This is a genomic window from Desulfuromonas sp. KJ2020 (genome assembly GCF_024197615.1).
Classification (GTDB): domain Bacteria; phylum Desulfobacterota; class Desulfuromonadia; order Desulfuromonadales; family SZUA-540; genus SZUA-540.
Genome location: NZ_JAKUKE010000004.1, coordinates 82,102 through 106,941, shown reverse-complemented (window position 1 = coordinate 106,941; position 24,840 = coordinate 82,102). Strand labels below are relative to the sequence as shown.

General features: G+C 55.3%; 23 protein-coding genes. 4 read left to right on the top strand and 19 right to left on the bottom strand.

The features are described 5' to 3' along the window. Window positions 1–83 precede the first annotated feature (83 nt). Window positions 84–1,997, top strand: coding sequence for a putative nucleotidyltransferase substrate binding domain-containing protein (locus MJO47_RS15190; RefSeq protein WP_253962011.1), 1,914 nt, complete (start codon window positions 84–86; stop codon window positions 1,995–1,997). 78 nt (window positions 1,998–2,075) lie between these two features. Here the strand turns inward: MJO47_RS15190 and MJO47_RS15185 are convergent, their stop codons facing one another. The 3 genes from MJO47_RS15185 to MJO47_RS15175 form a co-directional block, all read right to left on the bottom strand. Next, a complete protein-coding gene (locus MJO47_RS15185; protein ID WP_253962010.1) occupies window positions 2,076–2,594 on the bottom strand; it encodes a chemotaxis protein CheW in 519 nt (172 codons plus the stop codon). 67 nt (window positions 2,595–2,661) lie between these two features. After that, the gene (locus MJO47_RS15180) at window positions 2,662–2,949 is read right to left on the bottom strand and encodes an EscU/YscU/HrcU family type III secretion system export apparatus switch protein (protein ID WP_253962009.1); all 288 of its coding nucleotides are present in this window, start codon (window positions 2,947–2,949) and stop codon (window positions 2,662–2,664) included. Between the two features lie 3 nt (window positions 2,950–2,952). Next, the gene (locus tag MJO47_RS15175; protein ID WP_253962008.1) at window positions 2,953–3,984 is read right to left on the bottom strand and encodes a flagellar hook-length control protein FliK; all 1,032 of its coding nucleotides are present in this window, start codon (window positions 3,982–3,984) and stop codon (window positions 2,953–2,955) included. 106 nt (window positions 3,985–4,090) lie between these two features. On the opposite strand from MJO47_RS15175, the gene MJO47_RS15170 reads away from it, so the two are divergent. The 3 genes from MJO47_RS15170 to mazF all read left to right on the top strand — a co-directional run bounded on the left by MJO47_RS15170 (window position 4,091) and on the right by mazF (window position 6,235). After that, window positions 4,091–5,089 (top strand): diguanylate cyclase domain-containing protein, encoded by a 999-nt coding sequence (locus MJO47_RS15170; RefSeq protein ID WP_253962007.1) that lies wholly within the window; start codon window positions 4,091–4,093, stop codon window positions 5,087–5,089. 567 nt (window positions 5,090–5,656) lie between these two features. Continuing rightward, a complete protein-coding gene (locus MJO47_RS15165; RefSeq protein WP_253962006.1) occupies window positions 5,657–5,902 on the top strand; it encodes an AbrB/MazE/SpoVT family DNA-binding domain-containing protein in 246 nt (81 codons plus the stop codon). A 3-nt stretch (window positions 5,903–5,905) separates the two neighbouring features. Beyond that, a complete protein-coding gene (gene mazF, locus MJO47_RS15160) occupies window positions 5,906–6,235 on the top strand; it encodes an endoribonuclease MazF (RefSeq protein WP_253962005.1) in 330 nt (109 codons plus the stop codon). A gap of 709 nt (window positions 6,236–6,944) precedes the next feature. Here mazF and MJO47_RS15680 read toward each other — a convergent pair. The 16 genes from MJO47_RS15680 to MJO47_RS15080 form a co-directional block, all read right to left on the bottom strand. Then, window positions 6,945–7,619 (bottom strand): PilZ domain-containing protein, encoded by a 675-nt coding sequence (locus MJO47_RS15680; RefSeq protein ID WP_253962004.1) that lies wholly within the window; start codon window positions 7,617–7,619, stop codon window positions 6,945–6,947. A 37-nt stretch (window positions 7,620–7,656) separates the two neighbouring features. Then, window positions 7,657–8,082 (bottom strand): hypothetical protein, encoded by a 426-nt coding sequence (locus MJO47_RS15150; protein WP_253962003.1) that lies wholly within the window; start codon window positions 8,080–8,082, stop codon window positions 7,657–7,659. Between the two features lie 12 nt (window positions 8,083–8,094). Next, entirely contained in the window at window positions 8,095–8,586 is a 492-nt protein-coding gene (locus tag MJO47_RS15145) for a tetratricopeptide repeat protein (RefSeq protein WP_253962002.1), read from the bottom strand. 23 nt (window positions 8,587–8,609) lie between these two features. Beyond that, the gene (gene fliS, locus MJO47_RS15140) at window positions 8,610–9,062 is read right to left on the bottom strand and encodes a flagellar export chaperone FliS (RefSeq protein WP_253962001.1); all 453 of its coding nucleotides are present in this window, start codon (window positions 9,060–9,062) and stop codon (window positions 8,610–8,612) included. A 13-nt stretch (window positions 9,063–9,075) separates the two neighbouring features. Continuing rightward, entirely contained in the window at window positions 9,076–10,401 is a 1,326-nt protein-coding gene (gene fliD / locus MJO47_RS15135) for a flagellar filament capping protein FliD (protein WP_253962000.1), read from the bottom strand. A gap of 17 nt (window positions 10,402–10,418) precedes the next feature. Beyond that, entirely contained in the window at window positions 10,419–10,763 is a 345-nt protein-coding gene (locus tag MJO47_RS15130; RefSeq protein ID WP_253961999.1) for a flagellar protein FlaG, read from the bottom strand. A 74-nt stretch (window positions 10,764–10,837) separates the two neighbouring features. Next, on the bottom strand, window positions 10,838–11,656 hold the full coding sequence (locus MJO47_RS15125) for a flagellin domain-containing protein (RefSeq protein ID WP_253961998.1): 819 nt from the start codon (window positions 11,654–11,656) through the stop codon (window positions 10,838–10,840). A gap of 202 nt (window positions 11,657–11,858) precedes the next feature. Next, on the bottom strand, window positions 11,859–12,695 hold the full coding sequence (locus tag MJO47_RS15120) for a glycosyltransferase family 2 protein (protein ID WP_253961997.1): 837 nt from the start codon (window positions 12,693–12,695) through the stop codon (window positions 11,859–11,861). Continuing rightward, window positions 12,692–14,704 (bottom strand): tetratricopeptide repeat protein, encoded by a 2,013-nt coding sequence (locus MJO47_RS15115; RefSeq protein WP_253961996.1) that lies wholly within the window; start codon window positions 14,702–14,704, stop codon window positions 12,692–12,694. Before MJO47_RS15115 ends, MJO47_RS15120 begins: the two co-directional genes overlap by 4 nt. Before the next feature lie 123 nt (window positions 14,705–14,827). Continuing rightward, on the bottom strand, window positions 14,828–15,250 hold the full coding sequence (locus MJO47_RS15110) for a flagellar assembly protein FliW (RefSeq protein WP_253961995.1): 423 nt from the start codon (window positions 15,248–15,250) through the stop codon (window positions 14,828–14,830). After that, window positions 15,250–15,489, bottom strand: coding sequence for a carbon storage regulator CsrA (csrA, locus tag MJO47_RS15105; RefSeq protein ID WP_253961994.1), 240 nt, complete (start codon window positions 15,487–15,489; stop codon window positions 15,250–15,252). Before csrA ends, MJO47_RS15110 begins: the two co-directional genes overlap by 1 nt. A gap of 53 nt (window positions 15,490–15,542) precedes the next feature. Further along, window positions 15,543–16,484: a flagellar hook-associated protein FlgL gene (gene flgL, locus MJO47_RS15100; protein ID WP_253961993.1), complete on the bottom strand. Its 942-nt coding sequence runs from the start codon at window positions 16,482–16,484 to the stop codon at window positions 15,543–15,545. A 3-nt stretch (window positions 16,485–16,487) separates the two neighbouring features. Next, window positions 16,488–17,897, bottom strand: coding sequence for a flagellar hook-associated protein FlgK (flgK, locus tag MJO47_RS15095; RefSeq protein ID WP_253961992.1), 1,410 nt, complete (start codon window positions 17,895–17,897; stop codon window positions 16,488–16,490). Between the two features lies 1 nt (window position 17,898). Beyond that, window positions 17,899–18,249, bottom strand: coding sequence for a hypothetical protein (locus MJO47_RS15090; RefSeq protein WP_253961991.1), 351 nt, complete (start codon window positions 18,247–18,249; stop codon window positions 17,899–17,901). A gap of 2 nt (window positions 18,250–18,251) precedes the next feature. Then, window positions 18,252–18,623: a flagellar biosynthesis anti-sigma factor FlgM gene (gene flgM / locus MJO47_RS15085; RefSeq protein ID WP_253961990.1), complete on the bottom strand. Its 372-nt coding sequence runs from the start codon at window positions 18,621–18,623 to the stop codon at window positions 18,252–18,254. Between the two features lie 232 nt (window positions 18,624–18,855). Beyond that, the gene (locus MJO47_RS15080; RefSeq protein ID WP_253961989.1) at window positions 18,856–24,789 is read right to left on the bottom strand and encodes a glycosyltransferase; all 5,934 of its coding nucleotides are present in this window, start codon (window positions 24,787–24,789) and stop codon (window positions 18,856–18,858) included. Between the last annotated feature and the right edge of the window lie 51 nt (window positions 24,790–24,840).

The window sequence follows — 24,840 nt, the reverse complement described above, 5'->3', positions numbered from 1 at the left end:
GCCATTTTAATCACCGGGCCGCCGCCAGGGTGGCTCGGTGAATGTCCGCGACAGTTCCCTATCCCTTGACCCCGGAATCCGGCATGAGTCTCATCAGACATCTCAAAGACACCGAGCCGTTCAACCATCTGCCCGAAGAGATCTTTCAGGAGATCAGCACGGCCGCTTCGGTGCGAAAGTATCCCGCCAACCATCATATCTTTCACCAGAACGATCCACCCACGGGCTATCTCTATGTGATCAAGGAAGGCCTGGTCGAAATCGTCGTCACGACCCCCGGCGGCTCGGACATGGTGGTGGACTATCGTAAGGAAGGCACCTTTTTCGGGGGCACCCCCATTTTCACCGGCGAGCCCTATACGGGCGGCGCCCGCACCGTCAAGGCGACGGAGTGCTACCTCATCCCCCAGGATATCCTCAAACGGGCCGAGAAAGACCATCCGCAGCTGAGCGCCTACTTCGCCCGCATCGTCCACTCACGTGTGCGTCAGCTCTACTCGGAAATGGTCACCGACTTTACGCAGAAAGCCCTGACCCAGGTCGAAGCCTATCCTTTTAAAAAACGGCTGTCGGAGATCATGGTAACCACCGTGGTGACCTGCGAAGCCGATGAAACCGCCCAGCAGGTGGCCCGCCGCCTCATGGAAAAAAAGATCAGTTCGGTTCTCGTTCTCGACGAGAAAAACCGGCCCTGCGGCATCATCACCGAGAAAGACCTGGTCTACAAGGTCATCGCCCCGGAGCAGGCGAACAGCCAGACCTTGCGCGCCCGCGATATCATGACCGCCCACCCCTATACCATGGCGCCCGACACCTACATGTACGAGGCCATGGCCTACATGACCGGCCACCGTATCAAGCATCTGCCCGTGATCGATCGCGGCGAGGTGGTGGGCATCGTTACCCTGCGCGACCTGCTGCGCTACCGCAGCCAAAAAGCCATGGTGCTGGTCGGCACCATCCGGGACGAAACGACCCTGGCCGGGCTGGCCGCCATCCGCCGGGAAATCGTTACGGTAGCCCGCGCCTTGCTGTCAGAGACGCGCAGCACTCCGGAGGTCATGGAGATCATCTCCTACATCCATCACGGTATCATTCGGCGCACCTACGAAATCTGCCTGGAACAGCATCTGGCCGAGGGGAATTTTCTCCCCGACATCCGCTATTGCTTCCTCATCATGGGCAGCGGCGGCCGCCGGGAAATGCTGCTGGGGCCGGATCAGGACCACGGCTTCATCTTCGAGGATGTCCCCGATGAGCGGATGCCGGAGATCGAAGGTTTTTTCGCCCCCCTGGCCGAAAAGGTCGTCCAGGCGCTGGCGCAGGTCGGCTACCCGCTGTGCAGCGGCAAGGTCATGGCCAACAACCCGGCCTGGCGCGGCCGCCTGCAGGACTGGGAGGAGCGCATTGCCGACTGGGTGCATGATCCCGAGCCCCAGAAAGTTCGCTATTCCTCCATCTTTTTCGACTTTTCGCCCCTGGTGGGCGACCCGACCCTGGCCCAGGATCTGCGGGACCGGGTGCACCACCTCATCCGGGAATTTCCCGGTTTCCTCTACCACGTCATGTCGCTGGATCTGCGCTACAAGGTTCCGGTGGGACTGCTGGGCAGGTTTATCGTCGACAAAGGCGGCGAACACGAAGGGGAACTCTCGCTCAAGCAGGGGGGGATTGTCTATATCGTCGACTGCATCCGCATGTTCACCTTAGAGAAGGAAATCAACCGCATCACCACCCTCGACCGCCTTAAAGCCCTGGTGGAGAGCCACGTCTTTGCCCCTGAAACCGCCGAACACATCCGCGCCGCCTTTGAGGCCCTCATCTTTCTGCGGCTGCGCCACGAGATCGCCATGGTGGAGCGGGGAAAGGAACCAAGCCACCACCTCGACCCCTACGCGCTACCCAAAAACGAGCAGGACCTGCTCAAGGAGTCCTTCAACGCCGTCAGCAAGCTACAGGACGCCACCAAGCGCCACTTCGCCAAGACGCCCTTTTAACCAGGCCCAGCCTGACCCCAATAAAAAGGCCTGCCGACAGGCAGGCCTTTTCTGTATCAATTAACGGCAGGCAACGAACTAAGCCTGATCCACCAGCCCAGCACTTAAACGTTCCTCGTCGTAGAGCAGGCGCTCCACATCGAGCAGAATCTTTACCTCATCGCCCATCTTGCCCATGCCGCTGAAGAAACGGCTGCTCTTACCACGGCTGGTTCGCGGCGGCGGCTCAATCTGGTCACGGGCGATATTGGCCACCTCGCTCACCTCATCCACCACCAGTCCCACGGCCGTCCCGTTATACTGCACGACAATGATGCAGGTGCGATCATCGTAGGCCCGCGGCGGCAGCTTGAAGCGGGCGCGCACATCCATCACGGGGATGACCTTGCCGCGCAGATTGATCACCCCTTTGATGTAGTCAGGCATGTCGGGCACGTCGGTGATCTTCTGCACGCCGATGATCTCCGTGACGTGGCGGATTTCGATACCGTAATCCTCCTGCCCCAGATGAAAGGTGAGGAACTTGTTCTCCATGGTGTCCTCATCCCGTGTGGCGTCCGCCTCGAAGGCGTTATTTTCTCGAATATTATCTATCATACTGCACATCTCCTGAATCAAAAGAGGGGAAGCCCTCGAACAAAGCGTGATGAGCCGGGCGGCACCCTCAGGTGCCGGCCTTCTCTTTATACCGTCCGTTGACCCGGTAAACAAAGGCGAGGATCTCAGCGACAACCTGATAAAGATCTTCGGGGATCTCCTCACCGACGGGAATGCGGGCCAGAACTTCCAGCAGGTCCGCATCTTCGCGCACTGGCAAGCCCGCCTCCCTGGCCGTCTGCAGGATACGCTCGGCAATCTCGCCGCGACCGCTGGCCACCACGCGCGGTGCCGCCGCCTTCTCGCGGTCGTATTGCAGGGCCACGGCCTTTTTCAGCGGCTTATCCTCACTCATACCCTACACCCTGGCATCAAGAAGACTGTCACGATCCGGTCTCACCGTTTCAGCCAACACCCTGGCCGGCTCCCGTGCCCCATCGGTAAAAACAACACCCTGCAGGGGCAGCAAGGTCAGCATCTCCTTCAACTCATCGGCGAAAGACGCCACAAAGTCGGCGATTTCCTGCGATTCACAATAAAAACGCAGAAAAAGCCCCTTGCCATCGTTCAAAAGGCGGATCTGCAGGTTGCCGAGCCCTTCCAGGCGCAGATGTAGGGAGAGCATCCGCGCTCCGTCATCCTCCCCTTCTTTGGAAGAGCCGTTCTTTTCACCAACAACAAAACCCTGCTCCAAAAAAGGCAGCAGCAGAGGGATGAAAAGCATCGACTCCTGCTCCAGACGGGCCCGGCAGAGCTGAAAGAGTTCGAGCCCCTGCAGCTGTTTTTCCATCAGGGTCGCCGTCGCACTCTCCTCGGCGAGCAAACCGGCAGCTTGCAGCAGCGCGCCCTTGAGGCCAGCAAGCGCCCTAGTGTCGTCGCCTCTGGCCAGCAGAGCCTCGGTGTCGAGTCCCAGCACGCGAACCAACTCCGCCAGACTGCTCCCTTTAAGCTGTTCGGGCGGCAGGCGCATCAGTTCAACAGCGCGTCCGAGTACGGCCTGCGCTTGTTCAGCCAGCCCCTTGCCGCGGAAGGAACCCGCCAGCAGGCGGCCGAGCAGCGGCAACATCTCCGGCTTTTCCGCCAGCAAATGAAGAGAACGCATCAGGCGGCTGGCGAGTTTATCCTCCACGATCTGAAGAATCAGCTGGGGTGAGGTCTCCACCACCACCAGGCTGAGCTTCTGCCCCTTCTGCAGAGGGACTTTCGTTTCGGCCAGCACCTGCTGATGGCCCAGATCGAGCAGGGCCCGGTCCGCACCGCCCTCGGCCACCGTTGCCCGCACCATCTGGTTGGGATGCAGGTCGTATTGCCGTTGTTCATGCAGACCGCTGGCGGAAACCACCGGCTGCACGGCAAAAGGGGTGGGAGACATGGGCGGGATAATATTCATAAGACCTTTATCGACACCATACAGCGAAATCTTTAATAAAAAAATGGGCCTAAATTCTGGCTGAAATTTGCCGATAAGACTGGTACAGGAATCTTTTAACACCGAGATGGATATTCTTCTTATGCACAGTTCAGCGCTCATTATCGCCCCCGCATCCCCTAAACGTCAGGCATTGACCGACGCTCTCAGAGCCACCAGTCTCTTTGCCGACGTCTGCATGACGACCAACGGTCAATCGGCCCTGGAATCTGTCCACCTGCGACAGGTCGCCATGATCTTCTGCCAGCAGCAGAAGCTCACGCCCAGCAGTTTGGATTGGCTGAAAGCCCTGAAAAAGAAGGAAGAATTGAGCGATATCCCGGTGGTCGTGCTGATAGAAAAGGGAGAAGCCAGCGATCGCATCCTCGCCCTCGACCTCGGCGCCTGCGACTGTCTACCCGCCGACATCTGCGGCCAGGAAATGGCCGCGCGCATCCGGGCCCATCTGCGCCAGAAAGAACGGATGGATCACCTGCGCCAGGTCAAAAGCGACCTGGCCCGCCTGGCGCTGACCGACTCGCTGACTCATCTGTACAATCGCGCCTTCTTCGACGTCACCCTCGAAGCCGAACTGGCCCGAAGTGTGCGGACCGGCAAACCCTTCTCTCTCATGCTCCTCGATCTGGACCACTTCAAAAAGGTCAACGACACCTACGGCCACGGCCAGGGGGACCGGGTGCTGCAGGAAGTGGCCAAATGCCTTGGACGCACGGTACGACGCACGGACACCCCCTGCCGGTACGGCGGCGAGGAATTCGCCATTATTCTGCCTGAGACCAACGCTCCCCAGGCCTTCACCCTGGCCAGCCGCATCCACAAGAGCCTACAGGCCGTTAGCGAAAGATTCGGGCTGCTCGGCCAGCCCATCACCATCAGTATCGGCCTGACCTGCTTTGCCGGCGACAACACCATCTCACCCCAGGATGTGGTCGAACAGGCAGATTGCGCCCTCTACGCCGCCAAGCGCAAAGGCCGCAACCGCACCGAGATGTTCTCCCCCGAAGATGCCTTTCTTGACTTTCTCCCCCCACATGCCTCGCAAACGGGAGAATATGCCTTCGCCTGAGCGGATGCAGTCTTTTTGCCACGAATAAGGGAAAACCTTAAGAGGCGCTTTTAGGATTTAACCTCAGGATTGGGGGTCGCCTTCATTTGCCTTTATCTGATTTTATTCGAGGCTAAAGGGCTTTAAAACCCAGGGGTCGCGGCCCCTGACGCCGCCCAACCCTTTGATCGCCCAAAGGGTTGGCCCCAAAGTGATCCCCCGGTTCACTCGCCTGCTGGCGCAGGTTCCCTTCGACGGGCAGATGTTTCGGGGCCGTTCACATGCGCTGCGCTTAAGTTCACGCCTTTTCCCGAAACCTCCGCCCCTCGAAGGTGAGTTCTCAGGGGGAGGTTTGTCTTCCTGTGTTCACTCCGAGTGGCGCTGCCGACTGGCCTGGAATAGTCGAGAAAATTAGGCCCAATAAATACTTTGGGAATTAACCCAGAGCCTGGTTTTTGCCTTCATTTGCCCCTATCTGCCTTTATTCGTGTCTAAAGGGTTACAGACTTGGCCCCATAGCGCAAACGAAATGTTGACACATTGTATATACGTGCTATGGTTGGGGCATATTTCTTCAGGGAGGCAATCATGCTCACAAAAGTTCAAAAATGGGGAAACAGCTTGGCTCTTCGCCTGCCTAAAGCCCTGACAGACGAGGCTGGTGTACATCTCGATTCGTCGGTGGAGATCAGTGTACGCGACCACACCATCGTCATAGAACCTGTTCGCGAAAAGCAGACGTATGCGCTGGATGATCTTCTGGCGGGGATAAAACCAGAGAATCTTCATGATGAATGCGATTATGGCGAGTCTGTCGGCAAGGAGGGGTTGTAAAGCATGGCCTATGTACCCAAAAGAGGGGATGTGGTCTGGCTCCACTTTAGCCCCCAGGCCGGTCATGAACAGGCCGGACACCGTCTTGCGCTCGTTCTGTCCCCGCAACGGTACAACAAGCTGACCAGCTTGATGCTCTGCTGTCCCCTGACCACGGCGGTCAAGGGCTATCCTTTTGAAGTGGCTACTACAGTCAGCGGCAAACCCGGCGTAGCGCTGGCCGATCAGCTCAAAAGCCTCGACTGGCGGGCCCGCAAAGCGAAAAAAGAGGGGGAGGTAGAGCAGGAAGTTATCGACGAGGTTCTTGCCAAGGTGGAGACGCTGTTGTCGTAACGCCTGCGCGGGATAATCGGTCAAAGGTCAAAAGAGCGCCACGAATAAGGGTGAATGGACACGAATGAAAACCCTAAGAGGCGTTTTTAGGGATTACCCCAAGCCTGGTTTTTGCCTTCATTTGCCCTTATTTGCCTTTATTCGTGGCTAAAGGGTTTTAAAACCCAGGGGGCGCGGCCCCTGACGCCGCCCAACCCTTTGTTCGCCCAAAGGGTTGGACCCAAAGGGCGCCCCCGGTTCACTCGCCTGCTGGCGCAGGTTCCCTTCGACGGGCAGAAGTTTCGAGGCCGTTCACATACGCTGCGCTTAAGCTCACGGCTTTTCCCGAAACCTCCGCCCGACGAAGGCGAGTTCTCAGGGGGAGGACAAACCACAAAGGGCAAGTCAAAACCGTTTCAGCCCAGGGTTTTCTGCTTCCCCCCCATGTGACGCTGCCGGAGCGTAGCCGACCGGCCGGGAAGAGGCGGGCAAATGTTTGAGCGCAGCGAGTTTTTGCCCGCCCCCGGACGGGCGGCGGAGCGGAGGGAACCCGCAGGGCAAGGAGCCGGGCGTCCTTCTTTTGCTTCCTTTTCTTGGACGAGCAAGAAAAGGAAGGCGTCAAGGCGGGGCGCAACCCGCCGGTTTTAAGACTTACCGGACCGAAAAAATTAAAAAAGCCCCCACCATTACGGCAGAGGCCTCAAAAAAACCACGTATGACGAATAAGTCCCTAAACCGTCCCCACCACCTGCACCTTCAGGCGCAACTGCCGCCGCTGCTCGGCCAGGCAGAAGGCGACGATCTTATCCCTCTCCTCATTCTCCATATCCTCAAACTGCACCCCCATCTGCGAACGACCGCTGAAGGTGCGGATCACGCGCATGACGCGCCCGATGCAGGTGACTTTCTCGCCATGCTCTGCCATCTCGATCTCCATGCGCAGACGGGTTCGTACCGGCAGACACTCTTTGACCGCCAGACGCACGCCACCGCCGCTGATATCGATGGTCTCTCCCGTGGCGGTATCACCGCTTGGGGCCCCTTTTTCCGTGACCGGCCAGTACTTGACGGCGAAGTTCCCATCCACCCGAAACCATTCGCGTTTTTGCTCATGGCTGATTGATTCGGTCGCCATCAGCAAGAGCTTCTCGTCACTGACGATCTTCTCGATCGAGCAGTTTAACGAAAGGGTACCATCGCCTGTATCGAGAGAGATCAAGGCCTTTTGAAGGATTTCAATATCAGAGACTGGAAGTTGATCGGGCAGGAAGCTGACTTCGACCAGGGTGTCGTTGACGACCTTGGCTACACCGTCCAGGCGTTTGCGGTCACCGTTTTTCAGCGGCACGAAGACACGCACGACCTTGGAGTCTTGCAAATGGCTGAGAAGCGTTAAGGAGGACACGGATGAATCCTTGCTGCAATGATCTGGGGAGGGGGGATCAGCAGGACTTTTTGAGGACACTGCCTTTCTGGTCACAGTCACCGTGGTAACCGGACATGGCCGTCATCCCCCCCCGCAACTGCCCGATTTCGGCCGAAATGAGGGACATCATGCCACGGATTTTCTCAGAAATCAATCGGTTCTGCTCCTCAAGGCGCTGCAGAAGCTCCTGGCGTTGCTGGTGCAATGGGTTTTCAGGCTGTGCAGATAGCTCGTCTACAACCCTTGCAGCCCGATTATCCACCTTCTGAATCTCGACCAACAGACTTTTTACGCGTTGTCTGTACGACTCAATCGCTTCCGGGGCAGCCTGTATGTTTATATCGAGGATTTCTTCATTCAGAGAAAGTAGCTGTTCATATCCTGTCAAGGATTCGCGCAATAATTCGGTCAATCGATCCTCATTATTCTGGCAGCTGTCCATTTCCATCCTTTTTCAGACTGCGGCAGCTTCCTTATTCATCGAAGCTAGCTCGGCAAGAAGGTCACGAATCTGCGCCTGTCCACCATCGAGAGAAAGGGATTTCTCAAAAGCCCTCTGCACCTCGGCGGCATTTCCCAGTTCCAGCCAGCAGAGTGCCAAAGCATTCCAGCGGGAAGGGTTATCCTGCTCGATCTTGACCGCCTCCTGGCGAAAAAAGAGTTCACGGCGGTAATTTTTCATCTGCTTATACAGCTCCGCCAGGTTTTCGGCAGCATTAAGATAATCGCAGTCCTGGGCGTAAGCCCTGAGCAGACTCTCTTCGGCCTTGTCCATCACTCCCTGCTGAAAGAAAACGCAGCCCAGGTTATTATGCGCCTCTTTGCGGCGGGGGTTCAGATCCAACACCTCACGAAACATCTGCACAGCCAGGTCGAGGGAGCCCTTTGCGAAAAAGAATTCGCCTTTTTCCAACAGCCTTTCTTCCATGTTCATCGCGTTATCCATTGCCTTCTCCTGCGGTGGGGCCGCTACAGTGACACGGCGAGGGTTCGCCCCTCTCCGGCACCTGCCTGAGAGGAAACCGCGGCATTTTTTTCAGCCGCTTTCTCTTTCCGGTAGATTTCGACGGCCTCAGCCCAAGTTTCCCGCAACTCCGTTAAAAGTTTGAGGACAATCTGCAGATGAGCCGGGTCATTGGAGACATTCCCTTTGACCAGCTCCCGGTTCATGTAGTCGTACAAGGCGTAAAGATTATGCGCAATGTCCCCACCAACCTCAAAATCAAGGGTTGCCGAAAATTCGGTGATGATCGCCATGGCCTTGTTGATCATAACCGTTTTTTGGCTGAAATTCTTCGCCGCCATGGCCTCTTCGGCCTGACGCACAAAGCGGATCGCACCATCGTATAGCATAAGAAGGATCTGCTCGCGCGAGGCTGTCGAAACCTGGGTATTCTGATATTGGTTGAAATAGGCGTTCATAAGAAACTCCGCTTTAGGCTCTAACGTTCAAGGCACTCAGTTGCTGGGACAGATACGCACTTTGCGAGTTCATTACCGAAACGAGCTCCTCCAACGCGCTGTACTGGGCCCGAAGGTTTTTCTCTTTTTGCTCAAGGCGGTCCTCAAGCCTCAGAATATTGAGGTCGATGCGCCGGAGACTGCTATCCGTGGTCTCCTTGCGACTGGCGTAAATCCCATCAGAACTGTCGGTCATGCTGTCCAGATAACCTTTGAACAAGGTGCTGATTCCATCGACACCGGTCTCTCCGGCCAGCAATTTGGCGATTCCGTCGAGGTCATTATCGATCGCTTCGGTCAACTGCGCATCGCTGACCGTCAGAGTACCGTCTCGTTCGGTTTTGAGGCCCAACTGAGACAGCATGGTATAGCTTCCCGAAACGCCGACTGGCGTCGTAAGCAAATCCTGAAGGCGACGCTTGACGCTGCGGAAACTGGAATCTTTGCCCCAATCGGACTCGGATTGCCGAGCGATAAAATCAAACACCTCATTATAGGCTTTGACAAAATCGTTGATTTTGGTTTTAACCGCTTCTTTGTCAACGGTGACATTGAGGCTGGTTTTCTCGCCAACGGCGTTGGCTTTGGTCAAATCGAGGGTGATGCCGGGAATCGCCTCATCAAAAGTATTCGTGTCACTTTTGATCTGGATATTGTCGACCAGAATGGACGCCTGCATGGCCGATTGAACATTGGTAAAAATCGGGGCTGCGTACGTTCCCGCCGTTGTCTCATTCCCGCTCACCGTAAAGCTGGTGGAGGCGTCATCCCCCGTCAGGACCATGCGGTAGCCGGTAACCCCGTCGTTGATGATCGAGGCAGAAACACCCGTCGGCGTATCCCCCGTATTGGCCAGATTGATCTTATCCACCAAGCTGCTGAGGGAATCACCGTCATAGGTGATATCAACGCCATTGATGGTGATTGCACCTTGCCCGAACGCTGGTTCCGTCGAACTGGCATATCCGCCACTGACATCTTTTTGCAACTGAGCAAGGTTCTGGACTTCGATCTGGTAGTTGCCCGGAATCGCCGTGCCGGAGGTTGACACGCCGAAAAATTCGTCGGTGCCGGCTTTGGCGGCATAGGAACGGACTTCGTCCTGAGAATCCAAGGCCTCAAATTTACTCTGCAGCTTCGCCAGAATGCCGTCAAAACTTTTAAAGGCATCCAGGCGGCTTTTGAGGTAGCTCTGCTCACGCTCCAGACGATCGATCGGCCTGCGTTCGATTTGCATCAACGCATCGATGATGGCATTTGTATCCAGGCCCGTGGCCAATCCGCCGAAAGTAATGGACATAGCTGCCTCCGCCTTCTTTAGCTGGCCGAATCGACCAGATTGCCTCGCAGGGTCTTCAGATGTTTGACGTTACCAAGGATTTCCTCGGGCGGGATCTGTCGGATCATTTCGCCGGTAGCCGGATCGACAAGCCGGATAATCAGCTTTTGGGTCGCGTCATCCATTTCAAAGCGCACACTGTAGGCACCGTCCTGAGTCAATTCCTTGATCTTGGTCAGAACTTCCTCAGGCGGCACCTTCTGCTTATCATCAGGAGACGAGCTGGAGTCCCTGGCGCTTTGCCGCTCGACCTTCTGAGTTGCAAGGGTCTCCTGTTCCTTGAATGGGGATGTGCCTTGGGCGGCAACAGATTCAACTCTCATGGTCTTCTCCTCTTACCAACGGGAAAAAGGGGGGCCGGAAATCCGGCCCCCGATCTCACTGATGGTTCTCTCGATTAGCCGAGGAGAGACAGGGCCAACTGAGGAGTCTGGTTGGCCTGAGCCAGGATCGAAACCCCTGCCTGCTGCAGGATATTGTACTTGGTCATGTTGGACGTTTCAGACGCGATGTCCGCATCGAGGATACGGGAACGGGCGGCGGAGACGTTCTCAGACACGTTCTGCAGGTTGGCGATAGTCGACTCGAAGCGATTCTGCACCGCACCGAGATTGCCGCGGATGCTGTCCACGCTGGCAATGGCCGTGTCAATGGCACCGATTGCTGCGCTGGCGCCAGAGGCTGAAGTAACGGCCAAGGAGCCGACACCCAGGGTAGAAGCGGTCGCACCGGCTACGCTGACCGAAATGGTCTGACCGGAGTTAGCGCCAACCTGGAAAGCCTGGCTAGTGAAAGAGCCATCGAGCAGCTTGGTGTTGTTGAAGGTGGTGTCGGTAGCGATCCGATCAATTTCAGAGATCAGCTGCTTGAATTCAGCGTCGAGAGAAGTGCGGTCCGAGCTGGAGTTGGTGGCGTTGGCCGACTGAACAGACAGTTCGCGCATACGCTGCAGGATGTTGGTGGTCTCAGAGAGCGCGCCCTCAGCAGTTTGAGCCAGAGAGATACCGTCGTTGGCGTTACGGGCAGCCTGGTTCAGACCGCGGATCTGGGCGGTCATGCGGTCGGAAATGGCCAGACCGGCGGCGTCGTCCTTGGCGCTGTTGATACGCAAACCCGAAGACAGGCGCTGCATAGCAGTGTTCATGCCTTTAGACGTCGAGTTCAGGTTACGTTGTGCGTTAAGAGAACCGATATTGCTGTTGATTACGAGTGCCATAAGATTATCCTCCGTGATGTGTGTGTTTGCGGGCGTCCGTGCCCTACTTAAAAAAACCTTGAAAAATTGTCTTCACCGCGAGACTGGAATTGTTTCGTGAAACGCCACCACCTCCTTTTATGGATTTCTCCCGGCTTGATGATCTTATCGACCACTATGTGTCGAGACTTTAGAAAATATTTATACCGTTGCTGAAAAATTTTTACAAAACCGCCACCAGGCTTTGGACCTTCGCCGCTTCTGCTCCAGAGCCCGTGGCCATGAGGCATTCAAGGTACTGCTGCACCAAGTCCGGCCAGTAGGGGTAGGTTCCGCGTTGGGGATCCTGCAGGAGCTGGTGGAAGGCTCGACCGAACCTTGTTGCCGCTTCTGCTATCTCCCCTTTTCCCCGTAAAGTCTGGCCGGCTTTGAAATTGGCGAATATATTTTCCGGTTCACGTTCCAGCCACTGCTGCAGTACCCGCCAGTTCCTGTCGGTCTTCTCCGCCGTGCTGGTCTCGCTGTATCCCCAGTGCATCAATCGCAATGGCAACTCCGGGGGTCGGCGGTCGGGCCAATGCCGATACAGCGATTCGCCCACCGACTCGTGAATGGGATTAGCAAAGCGGATGCGCTTATCATTGCGAAAAAGACGTAGCGCCGAGGAGGGCAGGCAATCTCCGTTGTCACGCACATTATCAATGCGGATTTGGTAAGCCTGCTCATCTTCGCGACTCAGCGCTTCCTGAAGAATTTTCCGAGCTTGTCGCACATCGATGCTTTCATCGCAGTCCATATTGAGAATCCAGTCATGACGAGCCTGCTCGACGGCAAAATTCTTGGCCCGGGAAAAATCGTCGCACCAGGCGAAGAAAAAGACCCGCGCTCCAAGCGCCTCAGCTAGGGCGGCCGAAGAATCGTTGGAGCCGGTATCGACAAAGACCACTTCGTCCGCCAGCTGCAAGGCCGGAATAATGGCCTGCCTCAGAGAAGTGGCCTCATTGCGGCCGATCATCACCACCGACAGCCCCGGATTGATTGACTCAGCACCGGCGCTCATGAGCAGACCCCGCAGTATTTTCTCCAGAGATCTCTGTAAACGGCATCGAGGTTGGCATTGTACTGTTCCTGCTTTCCCCAAGGACTGTTCAAGATTTGAGCGCGGATATTCATACGAAAATGGCTAAGAGCCTCTGGTGTCTCGGCCAGGGCAACAGCTTTGGACACATATTCTTCAACAGTGCGGGCGACCAGTCTTTCTTCGCCCAATCCACACAGGATGGACATACCCATTCTGGAAATCCCCCGTTCGCCTTCCAAGGCCACAACCGGCACTCCCATCCACAGGGTATGGCAGGTTGTCGTATGCCCATTCCAAGGGAAGGTATCCAAAGCGATATCCACCTGACTTAAAAGATTCATATGTTCCTGAAACGAGGTATTCCCCCTGACGTGGATCCGTTCTCCATGAATCCCTCTTCGCTCAAAAAAAGTCTTCAATTCACTAACCTTGACGTGGTCCGACATCGGCTTACCCTGGAAAAAGAGGCGGGAATCGGGCACGGCGTGGAGAATCGTGCACCAAGTCTCCAGAAGCTTATTGGAGATTTTGGAAAAGTTGTTGAAGCTGCCAAAAGTCACATAGCCGTTGCTTCTCCAGGGCAGGGGGGCTATGTCCAGCGCCGGAGACGGAGGAGCGTAACAGAAAAAGTTTCCCGGCAACCGTATCAGTTCTTCTCGGTGAAAGGGTTCCGTCAGCCCTACCGGATCGCACCAGGCGTCGGTAATGCGGTAGTCCATGGCATCCATCCCCGTTCCATCCGGATTTCCCAGAAAGGTTACCTGAATGGGGGCCGGTTTACGAGCGAAGACAAGAAGGCGGTTATCGCCCGAATGACCCGCCAGATCGACCAGAATGTCAATCTTATCCTCGCGAATCCAACGGACAACCTCGTCATCTGGAACCCCGCAGATATCTCGCCAGCGGCTCGCCAACCCTCTGAGCGCCTCGGTCTGCTCATCGGGCTGCAACACATTGGAGTAACATGTCACCTCAAAGCGTTCGCGATCAAATCCAGCAAGGATCGGAGTGATAAAAAAACAGACGGGATGAAACCGGAAATCCGGCGAGACATAGCCGATGCGAAGTTTTTTGTCCGGATTCTTCTCAGTCACCGGGGGCTCGCCCGCACGGGTCAGGGGAAGAGCATGGCGTTCATTCCAGCGCCGTTGCTCGGCAAATATTTCCTCGCGGCCAAGTGAGTCCTGATAGTTCGACAGAAACAGCAAATTGGAGTGAATCAGAGGCTTCTGCGGAGCTAGATCGACAGCGGTCCTGGCCATGGAATAGGCCTCACGGTAACGTCCAAGGGACTGCAGCAGGCAGGCCAGATTCGTCCAAGGTCCGTCATCCCGGGGGTTGAGGGCGATAGCCTTTTCGAAATGGATGCGGGAGTCTTCGGCCATCCCCATATCCATGAGAAGGACCCCCATGAGATTGTGCGCGTCGGCGTAGTCAGGAGCCTGCGCGAGTGATTCCTCAAGATGCACCATGGCCTGTCCGACCCGATTGGCGTTTCGAAATGCGACAGCGAGGGCATAGAGAATTTCGGCCGGCTTGGGAGAGCCTGCCAGGGCTGCCTGATAGATGGCGATCGCCTCCCGGGCCCGCCCCTGCTCTACGAGGATTCGGCCGAGGTTGATGCTGGCGTCATGCATTCCGGGCCGATGCTGCAGGGCCGCATTGAAGCATTCTTCCGCCTCCGCCCTCAGGGCTTGGTGCGCATACAGGGTCCCCAGGTTGTTCCAGGCCTCGACCAGGGCCGGGTTGACTCTCAAGGCCTCCCGGTAAGCCCGGATAGCCTCCTCGAACCTCGCACCGCCTTGACAGACGCACCCGAGGGCAAACCACAGCTGTGCCTGGCCCGGCTGTTGTCGAAGGCCTTTTTCAAGAATCTCAACAGCAGCAACCACACGTCCATGTCGAAACAGAGACATCGCCTGTTCAATGAGCGAATCCGCCGACTGCCGTTCTGCCGGATATCTGTTGTTCCGAATTTTCTTCCCCATTGCTCTGACGTCCTCATTCAGGATGGAGTTTTTACTTTTCCATCGTTCCAACCTTTGATTGCAAATATAAAGCCCTCTTTCTGCATGCGGAAAAAGGGCTTTATACAAGATTGCACTCTGGATTCAGACTTTTGGAAGCGGATGCCGCGTGGTATAGGGCGATTTTTCCAAAATTACCTGGATTGCCCGGTTGGTCGAAGGTGCAAAGAGAATTGGAGCCATCAGGTTGAGCGTGACATTTCCGCCATCCTGAACGGTCACCACAGACAGAACATAGGATTCGTCCTTATCGTCAATCCCCAAGACTGCGCGTTCACCGTTGTCGGCCACGACCCGGTAATCGAGGAAAAAATCGGTCGGGTCAGTCAGCACAAAAGCGATCTGGGGATCGTCGACGCTCTGAATCCAGAACAGAGGACCATCCTTGATATTGGGCATGACGATGAATTCCCGCAGATCTTCAAAGCCGATAAGCCCCTTGGGAAAATGCAGCGTATTTTGAGGATCGTACTCGACTTCACCGAAGCGTGTCGTGATCTTTTTCATCACCGATCCTCCTTGGCAAGGCTGGCCGTCAAAAGAGAGTTCAGATCGGCAAGGTTCCATTGGGTGGCCTCCTTGTTTTCCGTGCAGATGCGGTCGTAGACTTCCTGCCGGTAGATTTTCATATCCTGAGGGGCATCGATGCCAATGCGGATGCCGCCTCCTTTGATTTCAACAACGGAGATTTTGATATGGTCGCCGATAACGATGCCTTCACCGGCTTTGCGTGTCAGAACTAACATGGCGCCCTCCCTGGCTGAAGTGTCCCCTTCTCCAAGGGGAATGGGGGTTAACTTTAGAAATAGTCGAGAATGGACAACTGCGAGACCCTGGAACTAACCTGCATGGCCGCTTTTAGAGCATTTTCCTCCATGGTCATATTGCTGATGGCCTCAACCAGATCAATATCCTCATAACGGGAACGAATTTCTTCCATGTCGATATTGAGCGTTTCCATATGAACACGAGCGGTGTCAAGACGCTGACCAACCGCACCCAACAAGCCATGCAATTTACGCACCTGGTTGGCGCCCTCCTCCACATTGTCGATCTCGACATTGACGGCGTCAGGATCGTTGGCTCGCAGGCCTTCTTCAATGCGGGCAAGAACCGCAAAGATGTCGATCCCCACCTGCTCGGCAACTCCATCGCCATCCGTATCCTTCTGCCCCATGAACAGCTCGGATCCCGGAATGGATGTTTCCACCAGAGCACCCGGGCCGATCTCCAGGGTAATGGCCCGGTTGTCGCCCGCGTAAAGAACGGGTGCGGACGACGTTGCCGGATAGGCGGGATTGGCGACAAAAGGTTTGGCGTCGTCGGCGTAGCCGGCAAAAAGAAACTTGCCATCGACCTTGGCGTTGGCGGCATCAAGCAGTTCTTCCCGACGCAAAGCAATTTCGTTGGCCAGAAGAACGCGGTCTTCAGGGGTAAAGGTGGCATTGCCGGCCTGAATCGCCAGCTCTTTCACGCGGGTAAGAACATTCTCGACGTTGTACAGATATCCTTCGGAATTATCCAGCCGATCCTGGGCCGTATCCATGGTCCGCAGGTAACGATCAGAAGCGGCGATCTGGCTGCGGGCGTTAAGGATGGGACGGATCGCCGTCGGATCGTCGGAAGGGCGTGACACCTGTTTGCCTGTCGCCGTTTTGATGCGCCAGTCATTCAGTCGTGTGCTGCCGCGGGTGAGATTCTGCAACAGGGTACGATAGGTTGTCGCGTTGGTTGTTTTCATCGACTACCTCTTCAGATTGATCACGGTATCCATCATTTCATCGACGGTGGTCAAAAATTTGGCTGCCGCCTCGAAACCCGATTGGTACTTGACCAGACTCAGCATCTCTTCTTCAATCGAAACGCCCGATTTGGAGTCACGCAAATTCTGCAGCTGGATCAGAGCATCGTCGGCACCATCCCGCTGAAGATTGTTCTGATTGATCGTAATGCCGACCTTCCCGGCAATTTTACTGTAAAACCCATTGAAGCTGTCCGCCCCGTCAATCACGGGAGCCTGGTGAAGAGCGGCCATATCCAGCGCGTTGGTATTGTCTCCTGACAGGCCGCTTTTACCGGCCGCCACCAACCCTGTATCACTTACCAGCGCGGTATTGACCTGCATGACAGCAGCCGTTCCCACGCCGAAGGTGGCCGGCGGCACCGGCACAGGGGCGGCCTCAAAAAACAGGCCCGCCGGGTTCCCGTCACGATCGACACCCGCCTGATGAACCGTATTGACGCTTTCGACCAGGTTATAGGCCAGCTTGTCGAAATCGGCCAGAAGGTCAGGGATAATTTCATCCCGCACGCTTAGAAGCCCTTTGATCTCCCCCCCCACATCCTTAAGGCCCAGAGGGATATCTGAAGCCTTGGTCTGCAGGGAAATCTCGATTTTGCCGTCGATGCGCTGCGTTTGCAGCGGCAGGTATTCTCGTCCCTGCACCAGAGGAAGGCCGCCGGGCAACTGAAGCGAAACGGTGCCGTCTCGCTGTTCCAGATAGGAAGCCCCCAAGGCCTTGGCAACATCCTGCACCAGCAGATCACGTCGGTCGCGCTCGCCATTGGCGGTAAGGCCCGTGGCTTCGATGCCGGCGATACGGTCGTTCAGATCGGCAATTTCCTGGAGAGCCGAATTGATGCCAACCACCTTGGATTCCAGAACCGTATTGATGTTTTCCTGCGCATACTGCATCTGGCTGCTGGCCGAATTAAACGCCGATGCTAAAGTCTGACCGTTCTGGATGACGATCTGACGTTCCACTTCGCCGCTGGGATTCGTCGATAGCTCCTGCCAGGCGTCAAAAAAGGCATCTACCGCGGTGGAAAGGTTGGCTTCAGTGACGTTGACGATTCTTTCCACCTCTGTCAAAGGCAAGGTTTTGGCGTCCATTTCGCCAAAAGCCGCCTGCTTGGAGACGAGCTGATCCTGCACAAATGAGTCGTAGTTGCGCACGATGTCGTCAACTCTGACACCGGTACCGATAAACAGACCACCGTATTCCAAGGTGGGGACGTCCGAGAGCTGCATCACCTGACGGGAATAGCCCGGCGTGTTGACGTTGGCCATGTTGTTGCCGGTGACTTCAATCCCCTTCTGGTTGGTAAAGAGGCTGGTCTTGCCGGAATTCAACGCATTGAGAAGGCCGCCCATATCAGATCCTCCCCCTCAGCAGCATCCCTTCGGAACGCCCGCTGACGGCAGCCCCATGGGCCCCATAGCTGACCGGGGACAATTCTTTCTGAAAAAAGCTCATCGATTCACGAATAAACCCCAAAGACGCCCAGAACAGATACGCGTTGCGACGATTTTCTTCTCTAACCACAACCGCCAGCTCGCGATCTTCGGGGGCCACCTCATTTACCGACTGCAAAGACTGCAGAAGTTCATTTTTGGCCTGAACTGTATGCAGCAGGTCATCCATCGCCATCGCCTTGGCGCACTCACGCTCCTGGAGTATGAGACTATGCAGTCTTTCAAGCTGAGCTCGCAAGGTCGTAGCCATGATTACTTCTCCCCTGCGACAAACTTGAGCAAGCTGGCCGCTACCTGCTTGAGGTCTGGCTGATAAGAGCCCTCAGCGATCTGCGCCTTGAGCGCGGCTATTTTCTGTTGACGGGCAGACACTTCAGAAGAGCCACCATCCTGCAGATGACTCATCTCCAGAATAAGCGGTGAGAAAGCGACTTTCTCCATGGACTCGGCACGCACTGCACCTTTGGCTTCCTGAGTCTGAGCGGCTTGCTGCAGTGCAGAGGAAAAACTCACCTTGTCTGTAGCGCCCGCTTTTGATTTATCGGTGTCGGCCTGTGCCTTCTGGTTTTTTTTCAACCCATCCAGAGGCCCAAGCCCCTTGTCGCCAGAAATTTTGATCGTCATGGTCATCCCCTTATCGATAAAAATTATTCATTTTAATCGTAGCAAAGAAACATAAAACATCGGCAAGATACCTGCTCTTGCCTGTCTTATCGGAGGGAGATGGAGAGAACTTTAGGAAAAAATCAAGAAGTGCTTTAAGAAACAGGACGTGAAAAGGACTACCAGAATGTCTGTAGACATCTGGTAGTCCTTTTCAACAATTTCTGGTCAAAAAATCTGACAGGCCGCCTGATCAGGCTGCGGTCCGACTATAAATGACATGCAGATAGGGACGATCCCCGTGGGTTTCTTTCTCCACCATAGCCTGCATGATGAAATGATTTCTCAGGTCCGCATGGCGAACCACGGGTTGCCCCTCGGGGGGGTTGGAGGCGAAGCCGAACAGGTCACCTAGTTGCCACGAGCCGGGGATCCCCAGGCGCCCTCCCTTTTTTTTCTTCAGGGGCAGCAGGATCTCGACCACACCGCCGGGCCGCAGAGCCCTGGCTAGCTCCCGCATGACCCCAACTTTATCGCCTAGTTCGTTGGGATTGTGGACCAGTCGGGCATAGTCGAGATTGCCGGAGTCCAGAGGCAGTGAGGCGACCGTGTCAAGTTCAACTCTCCCTTCCGTCTCGGAATTCAGGGACAGCTGCCCCCCTTCATACCGCAGGGCATTCAGGCCGGGATAACGCGCCATCTCCTGCTTCACCGCTGCGAGGTCATCGAAGAGAAGTCCCTTGAAAAAGCGGATGACAGGTTCCTCCCGCGTTGCCAGCCTTTCTCGATATTTTTGGTTGAAGGCTTCAGCATAACCGGACCAGGCCTGATCGTAATTTCCGCCCGAGGCATGCAGAAGATGAATGCCGTGATCGATCATCAGGTGGAATCCCTTCAGGTAGGCTGCATAGGTAAAATCAAGGTCATAGAGGTGAAATCCGTCAAAGGTCGCCTCGTCGAAACGGATCTGCTCCAGCACCGGTCTTTTGACCGCAAAGAAAAGCCCGTCGAGAGCCTGCACGTCAGTCACGTGTTCAGGATCTCTGCCGTTGCCGTACATGCAGAGACTGATCACCCCAGGGCGGTCCTTGACCAGATGGGCTACTTGGCCGTGGATATGGGGCTGTCCGGCGGCGATCCAGCTCCCCTCGACCAGCCGAGTCGTCCCCGCTACCCCAACAAGATCGCTCATCTCAAGGTCCTGTCGCAGACGTTCTCCCAGGTTTTCGTTGAGAAATTCAATATCGTCGTGGCAGAACACCACCGCCTCGCCGCGGGCCTCGAGCAGGCCACGGTTGTAGCCTTCGCACAGCGAGCGGGCATCGTCGATGCGGATCAGTTCGACCGGCTCCTTGAAGGCTTTAAACAGGCTCGATTGCAGCCGGGCGAACTTCTCGTCATCGATGCTGCAGGTGATGACGGAGAAATATGGGGGCTCGTCTGGGGTGGCTTCAAGTAATGCCGGTTCCGGCGCAGCGTCGCACATTTGCAGGTTCTGCCGGGCCTCGGCAAAGTCGGGATCACTGTGCAGGCATTTCTCGAACAGCGCCCGGGCGTCATCCACCTCTCCCTGCTGGTAGGCAATCACCCCCAGATTATTCAGGGCATCGCGCTGCTGGGGATCGAAAGCCAGGGCGCTGTCAAAGGCCTGGGACGCCTTGACGATATCGCCAGCGACAAAGGCCTCCTCCCCGACGGCAATCAGTTTCTCGACATCGCCACGCACGGCGGAAAGGCGCGCATCGACCGTTTCGGCGTCTTTATCGCGCCCAAGGTGATGCAGAATCGCCGCGCGGTTCTCCAGCGCCTGGACAAAGTACGGGTTGATCGCCAGGGCCTTGTCGACAAAAACCAGGGCATCTTCGCTCTGTCCGACCTGGATCGCCACTACCCCCAAGTTGTTGAGGGCTTCGATGTGAGCGGCATCCAGATGAAGCACCTGCAGGAAGCAGTCGCTCGCTCCGTCGAGGTCCCCCTGGCCAAAAAGCTCCTCGCCCCGGCGCAGCAGGGCTTCAATTCCATCAACCAGATCACCCGCATTCGTTTCCCGTGCCTTGTCGCACATCTGCAGGTTCTGCAGGGCTTCGTCGAATCCGGGCTTGATTCGCAGACACCGCTCGAAAAACCGCCTGGCTTCCGCCACCTGCCCCTGTTTAAACGCGACGACTCCCAGATTATTCAAAGCGTCCAGATTGTTCTCGTCGATCCCAAGTAACCTTTCAAAATAGAGGGCAGCCAAATCGAAGTCGCCTTCGCCAAAGGCCTGCTCTCCTTTTTCGAGGTACGTTTTTGCATTGCTTTCTTTATCCGTCCCGGCATTGTCGGGAGAAGACACAACGATGGCCAGATTGTTGCGATAGAGCTCCGACTGAGGCTCAAGGCGTACTGCTTCTTTCAGATATTTTATCGCCTTCGCCCTGTTGGCTGCCTGGGCATGCAAATACCCTAAGGCGTTATGAACGGTTGCCATCTGTGGCCATGAAACCAGAAGCTCTTCCAGGCGACGAATGCCCGTCGTCAGATTATTCACTCCTTTTGACAGCTCAAGTGCCTGGTTAACCTGATAGTTGACCAGATTCGCCTCCTGAGCTCTGCGTACCGAGGGCTTATCGGCAACCCAATCAGCATATTTTTTATAAATTTGCTGACAGGTCTTATAAAATTCACCGACCTGACCACCCGTCATGGAGGACCCGTCCGAGCGGGAGCGGAACTCACAGGTTACCTGTTTCAAATGGTACGGACGATATTTGCTGGAAACCCGTATCCAGAGGTCCCAATCCTCGTGGCGTTTTAAAGTTTCGTCAAACCCTCCCACTTCATCTAATACGGATCGCTCATGCATAAAGCAGAGGACTGGCACGAAATTGTCTACGAGAATCCTGTCGGAATCGAAATCCAGTGAATAGGGGATGTCCCGGCGGGTCACCACCCACTGATCACCTTGTTTCTCTTGATAGCCCCGATAAGCATCCGTATAGGCAATTTTGTCGCCGCTGGATTCGAGGTGATTGACCAATAGTTCGATATGGTTGGGGAAAAAGATATCATCATCATCGAGATAGGCGATGTATTTGCCCCGTGCGTTTTGGATCCCGGTATTCCTAGCCGCTGCTAGCCCCTTATTTAGGGAATGGCGCACATAAGTGATACGGCCCTCGACGTCAAGGGATGCAATCACCTCCTCCACGGGAGCTCCAGCATCATTGACAACAATGATCTCGAAATCGTGATAACTCTGAGCCAATATACTCTGAAGTGCCTCGCGAAGAATTTCCAGGCGATTGTAGGTGGGGACGATGACTGAGACCTTGGGTTTATTCTCAACGCTTTCCCGTGCACCTGATTTTAATCTCTGACGGCGGGCTATCGCTTCCCTCCGGGCCAATTGGGCAAATGCCTGTTGCTCCTGCGCCTTTCTTTGTGAAATTCCTCCAAGGGCTTTTCGCCAAAAGAAAAGGGGAGCGGACAGGTTTGCTACCTCGAAGTGCTCTGAAATCCTCAAGAAAAGATCGTAATCCTGGGCATAGAGGTATTCCTCGTTGTAGCCTCCAACACTTTCGAGTGCCTTCCTTCGCATCACAACACTGCCATGCCCAAACCAGTTCTGCTGAATGAGCCCTTTTTTAAGGGACTCCGAGTCTGTCAGGACTTCAACAAGGCCGGTTTTTTTACCATCATCATCCAGTATGCAGTAACTGCTGCCTACAAGAGCGTGATCCGGGTTTTCCTCTAAAAACCGAACCTGTCTCTCCAGACGCTGGGGTGCAGAAATGTCGTCTGCATCCATGCGGGCAACATAATCCCCACGACAGAACTTCAATCCAAGGTTAAGGGACCGGGTCAGGCCCATGTTTTCTTGGTTGCGGTAAATGAGTGTGCGGCTGTCCCTGTACTGGAGAAGTATCTCTGGAGTACGATCCGTGCTACCGTCATCGACCACTATCAGCTCGAAATCCTGGAAAGTTTGGGCAAAAATACTATCCAGCGCCTCCGGTAGATATTTTTCACCGTTGTATACCGACAAAAGCACACTGACTTTGGGACTGGAGGAATCTTCTTCACGAGAACGGTCAAAAGGAATCTTGGCCTGGGAGTCTCCACCGTAATAACGATCGACGTGGCTATTGTGCCCATGCAAATAGACCAAGCCCCGGTCATCGATAAATTGATAGAGTCGGTTTTCAAGTACATGTTTATAGAGGTTGCTGTCAGGAATGCCGACAAAGATATTAAACCAGGTAACCGTTGGCTTGATTTCTACAAGCAGTTCCTGGCTTTTCCTCAAATCATCTTCGGTTTCCCCAGGCACCCCGACAATCATACTAGCAGCCGTATTGATACCCTTCTCGCGGCACAAGCGGAACGCACGGCGGACATCCTCCAGTTTGATGTCCTTATGCATAAAATCAAGCAGTCGTTGAGAGCCGCTCTCCACACCGATGTAGGCACCTTTGGCTCCAGCTTTGGCCATCATATCCACGGTTTCCTCATCAAGAGAAGAGGCCCGGGTCTCGCAGACCCAAGGAATGTTGACCTCCCTTTCCACCATGAGCTGACAAAAAGCCTCCAACCGTTTCTTGTTCAGCGTGAAATTGTCCTCACGGAAATAGATGCCCCGCACCCCGTAGTTCGTCTTGAGATGCTCGATTTCGGCAACGATCCTCTCTGGGGAAAAACAGACGTACCGTCGCCCCCAAATTGAGCCGACCGAGCAAAATGTGCAATCGAAAGGGCACCCCCGGCTGGTATTCATGGTAAACACCGGACCCTCGGGAAGCCAGTTCCCTCCCCAGTTATAAGGCATGTCGGCAAAATAATCCCATGCCGGCATGGGGAGTGAATCCAGGTCTTTGATGGGCGGATACTGGACTATGCGTTCCTGCACTTTGCCTGCAACGATGTCCCTCAGCGCATATTCCCCCTCGCCGAGAACGATATGGTCCACGCACTCCGGGATGGTTTGCGGCGATACTGAAGCATGGGGGCCACCCACCACGATACGACCTTGCCAGGTGCCGTTCTGACGCATGGCGTCGAGCCGGCGGATCATGCGCAGGCTGTCGCGGAAACAGATGGTGTTGGTGTATATCCCAACCATGTCGATCTGATGGCGCTGCAGGTAGTCCGTTTCCAGAAAGTCACTGGGCTTAAGATAGTTATCGATAAAAAACACGTTATGGCCGGCATCCCGCAGTACGGCAATGAGAAAGCCGACACCGATAGGCGGTCTTTTTTCGGTCGTGTAGAACGGGGTCTGCTGGGGCGGGGCCGAGGTCACAAGGAGGACGTTCTGCCCGTCCGGGTTCAGTTCAGACGGGATCACCTCATTCCACTGCACACCATAACGGCGGGTAAAGCACTGACGCACAGCTTCCTTGCAGGCGAGCTTGTCGGACATGTCGAGATCGGATTCGTTGACAACAGCCAGGGTGGCCTCCCCCATCTGGCGCCAGAGCTCCATCATCGACATGTTCAGCAGCTTGCGGCTGTTCCCCGGGTCGTTGTCCTGCGGGACGGTGGCTCTACGGACCTCGACGTTTTCGTCGTCGGTCACCCTCCAGAAAAACAGGGATTCGGGAATGTGGGCAATGGAGCCAGCCAGGGTAAAATAGGCGAGCATCACCTGATCAAAGCCCCATACAAATTTGCGATCGAATTTTTTCAAATCCTTGAGGCGGATCAAGCCATTACAGGGATCTCCTCCCGAAAGATGATTGACCAGGTACGTCAGGCGTTCAACAGGAGACAACCCGCGAAGATCCCAACTGTTATTGGCCAGGCCCAAGGGATTGCCTTCCGTATCGATCCGCATGGTTCGGGAATAACAGAGGACGACCTCCGGATCTTCCTCCATAAGGGATACAGCCTTGGAGACAAAGGACGGATCCCAGAGATCGTGCCCAGGGGCATACATGTAATACTTCCCCTTGGCCAAATGGATGGCTTTGAATCCATTCGCATGGGCTCCGACGTTCTCATCGGATCGGTAGTAGGAAACATGCGCGTATTTTTCTGCAAACTCTTCACAGATGGATGGTGTTTTATCGGTTGAAGCATTGTCACAAATGATGATCTCGATGTTGGGATAATCCTGGGAAAGAATAGATTCCAACGCCCGCCGCAGAAACTTCTCTTCGTTATAGATAGCGACGCCGATACTGACCAGTGGGCTAGCGTTGTTCATTTACAAAACCTCCGATTTTCCCAATCACACGCTCCTATTGGGAACAATGTC

Excerpts from the sequence above, each read along its gene's own strand:
- MJO47_RS15190 (WP_253962011.1), top strand. The coding sequence starts at position 84 with ATGAGTCTCATCAGACATCTCAAAGACACCGAGCCGTTCAACCATCTG.
- MJO47_RS15185 (WP_253962010.1), bottom strand. The coding sequence starts at position 2,594 with ATGATAGATAATATTCGAGAAAATAACGCCTTCGAGGCGGACGCCACA.
- MJO47_RS15180 (WP_253962009.1), bottom strand. The coding sequence starts at position 2,949 with ATGAGTGAGGATAAGCCGCTGAAAAAGGCCGTGGCCCTGCAATACGAC.
- MJO47_RS15175 (WP_253962008.1), bottom strand. The coding sequence starts at position 3,984 with ATGAATATTATCCCGCCCATGTCTCCCACCCCTTTTGCCGTGCAGCCG.
- MJO47_RS15170 (WP_253962007.1), top strand. The coding sequence starts at position 4,091 with ATGGATATTCTTCTTATGCACAGTTCAGCGCTCATTATCGCCCCCGCA.
- MJO47_RS15165 (WP_253962006.1), top strand. The coding sequence starts at position 5,657 with ATGCTCACAAAAGTTCAAAAATGGGGAAACAGCTTGGCTCTTCGCCTG.
- mazF (WP_253962005.1), top strand. The coding sequence starts at position 5,906 with ATGGCCTATGTACCCAAAAGAGGGGATGTGGTCTGGCTCCACTTTAGC.
- MJO47_RS15150 (WP_253962003.1), bottom strand. The coding sequence starts at position 8,082 with ATGGACAGCTGCCAGAATAATGAGGATCGATTGACCGAATTATTGCGC.
- MJO47_RS15145 (WP_253962002.1), bottom strand. The coding sequence starts at position 8,586 with ATGGATAACGCGATGAACATGGAAGAAAGGCTGTTGGAAAAAGGCGAA.
- fliS (WP_253962001.1), bottom strand. The coding sequence starts at position 9,062 with ATGAACGCCTATTTCAACCAATATCAGAATACCCAGGTTTCGACAGCC.
- fliD (WP_253962000.1), bottom strand. The coding sequence starts at position 10,401 with ATGTCCATTACTTTCGGCGGATTGGCCACGGGCCTGGATACAAATGCC.
- MJO47_RS15130 (WP_253961999.1), bottom strand. The coding sequence starts at position 10,763 with ATGAGAGTTGAATCTGTTGCCGCCCAAGGCACATCCCCATTCAAGGAA.
- MJO47_RS15125 (WP_253961998.1), bottom strand. The coding sequence starts at position 11,656 with ATGGCACTCGTAATCAACAGCAATATCGGTTCTCTTAACGCACAACGT.
- MJO47_RS15120 (WP_253961997.1), bottom strand. The coding sequence starts at position 12,695 with ATGAGCGCCGGTGCTGAGTCAATCAATCCGGGGCTGTCGGTGGTGATG.
- MJO47_RS15115 (WP_253961996.1), bottom strand. The coding sequence starts at position 14,704 with ATGGGGAAGAAAATTCGGAACAACAGATATCCGGCAGAACGGCAGTCG.
- MJO47_RS15110 (WP_253961995.1), bottom strand. The coding sequence starts at position 15,250 with ATGAAAAAGATCACGACACGCTTCGGTGAAGTCGAGTACGATCCTCAA.
- csrA (WP_253961994.1), bottom strand. The coding sequence starts at position 15,489 with ATGTTAGTTCTGACACGCAAAGCCGGTGAAGGCATCGTTATCGGCGAC.
- flgL (WP_253961993.1), bottom strand. The coding sequence starts at position 16,484 with ATGAAAACAACCAACGCGACAACCTATCGTACCCTGTTGCAGAATCTC.
- flgK (WP_253961992.1), bottom strand. The coding sequence starts at position 17,897 with ATGGGCGGCCTTCTCAATGCGTTGAATTCCGGCAAGACCAGCCTCTTT.
- MJO47_RS15090 (WP_253961991.1), bottom strand. The coding sequence starts at position 18,249 with ATGGCTACGACCTTGCGAGCTCAGCTTGAAAGACTGCATAGTCTCATA.
- flgM (WP_253961990.1), bottom strand. The coding sequence starts at position 18,623 with ATGACGATCAAAATTTCTGGCGACAAGGGGCTTGGGCCTCTGGATGGG.
- MJO47_RS15080 (WP_253961989.1), bottom strand. The coding sequence starts at position 24,789 with ATGAACAACGCTAGCCCACTGGTCAGTATCGGCGTCGCTATCTATAAC.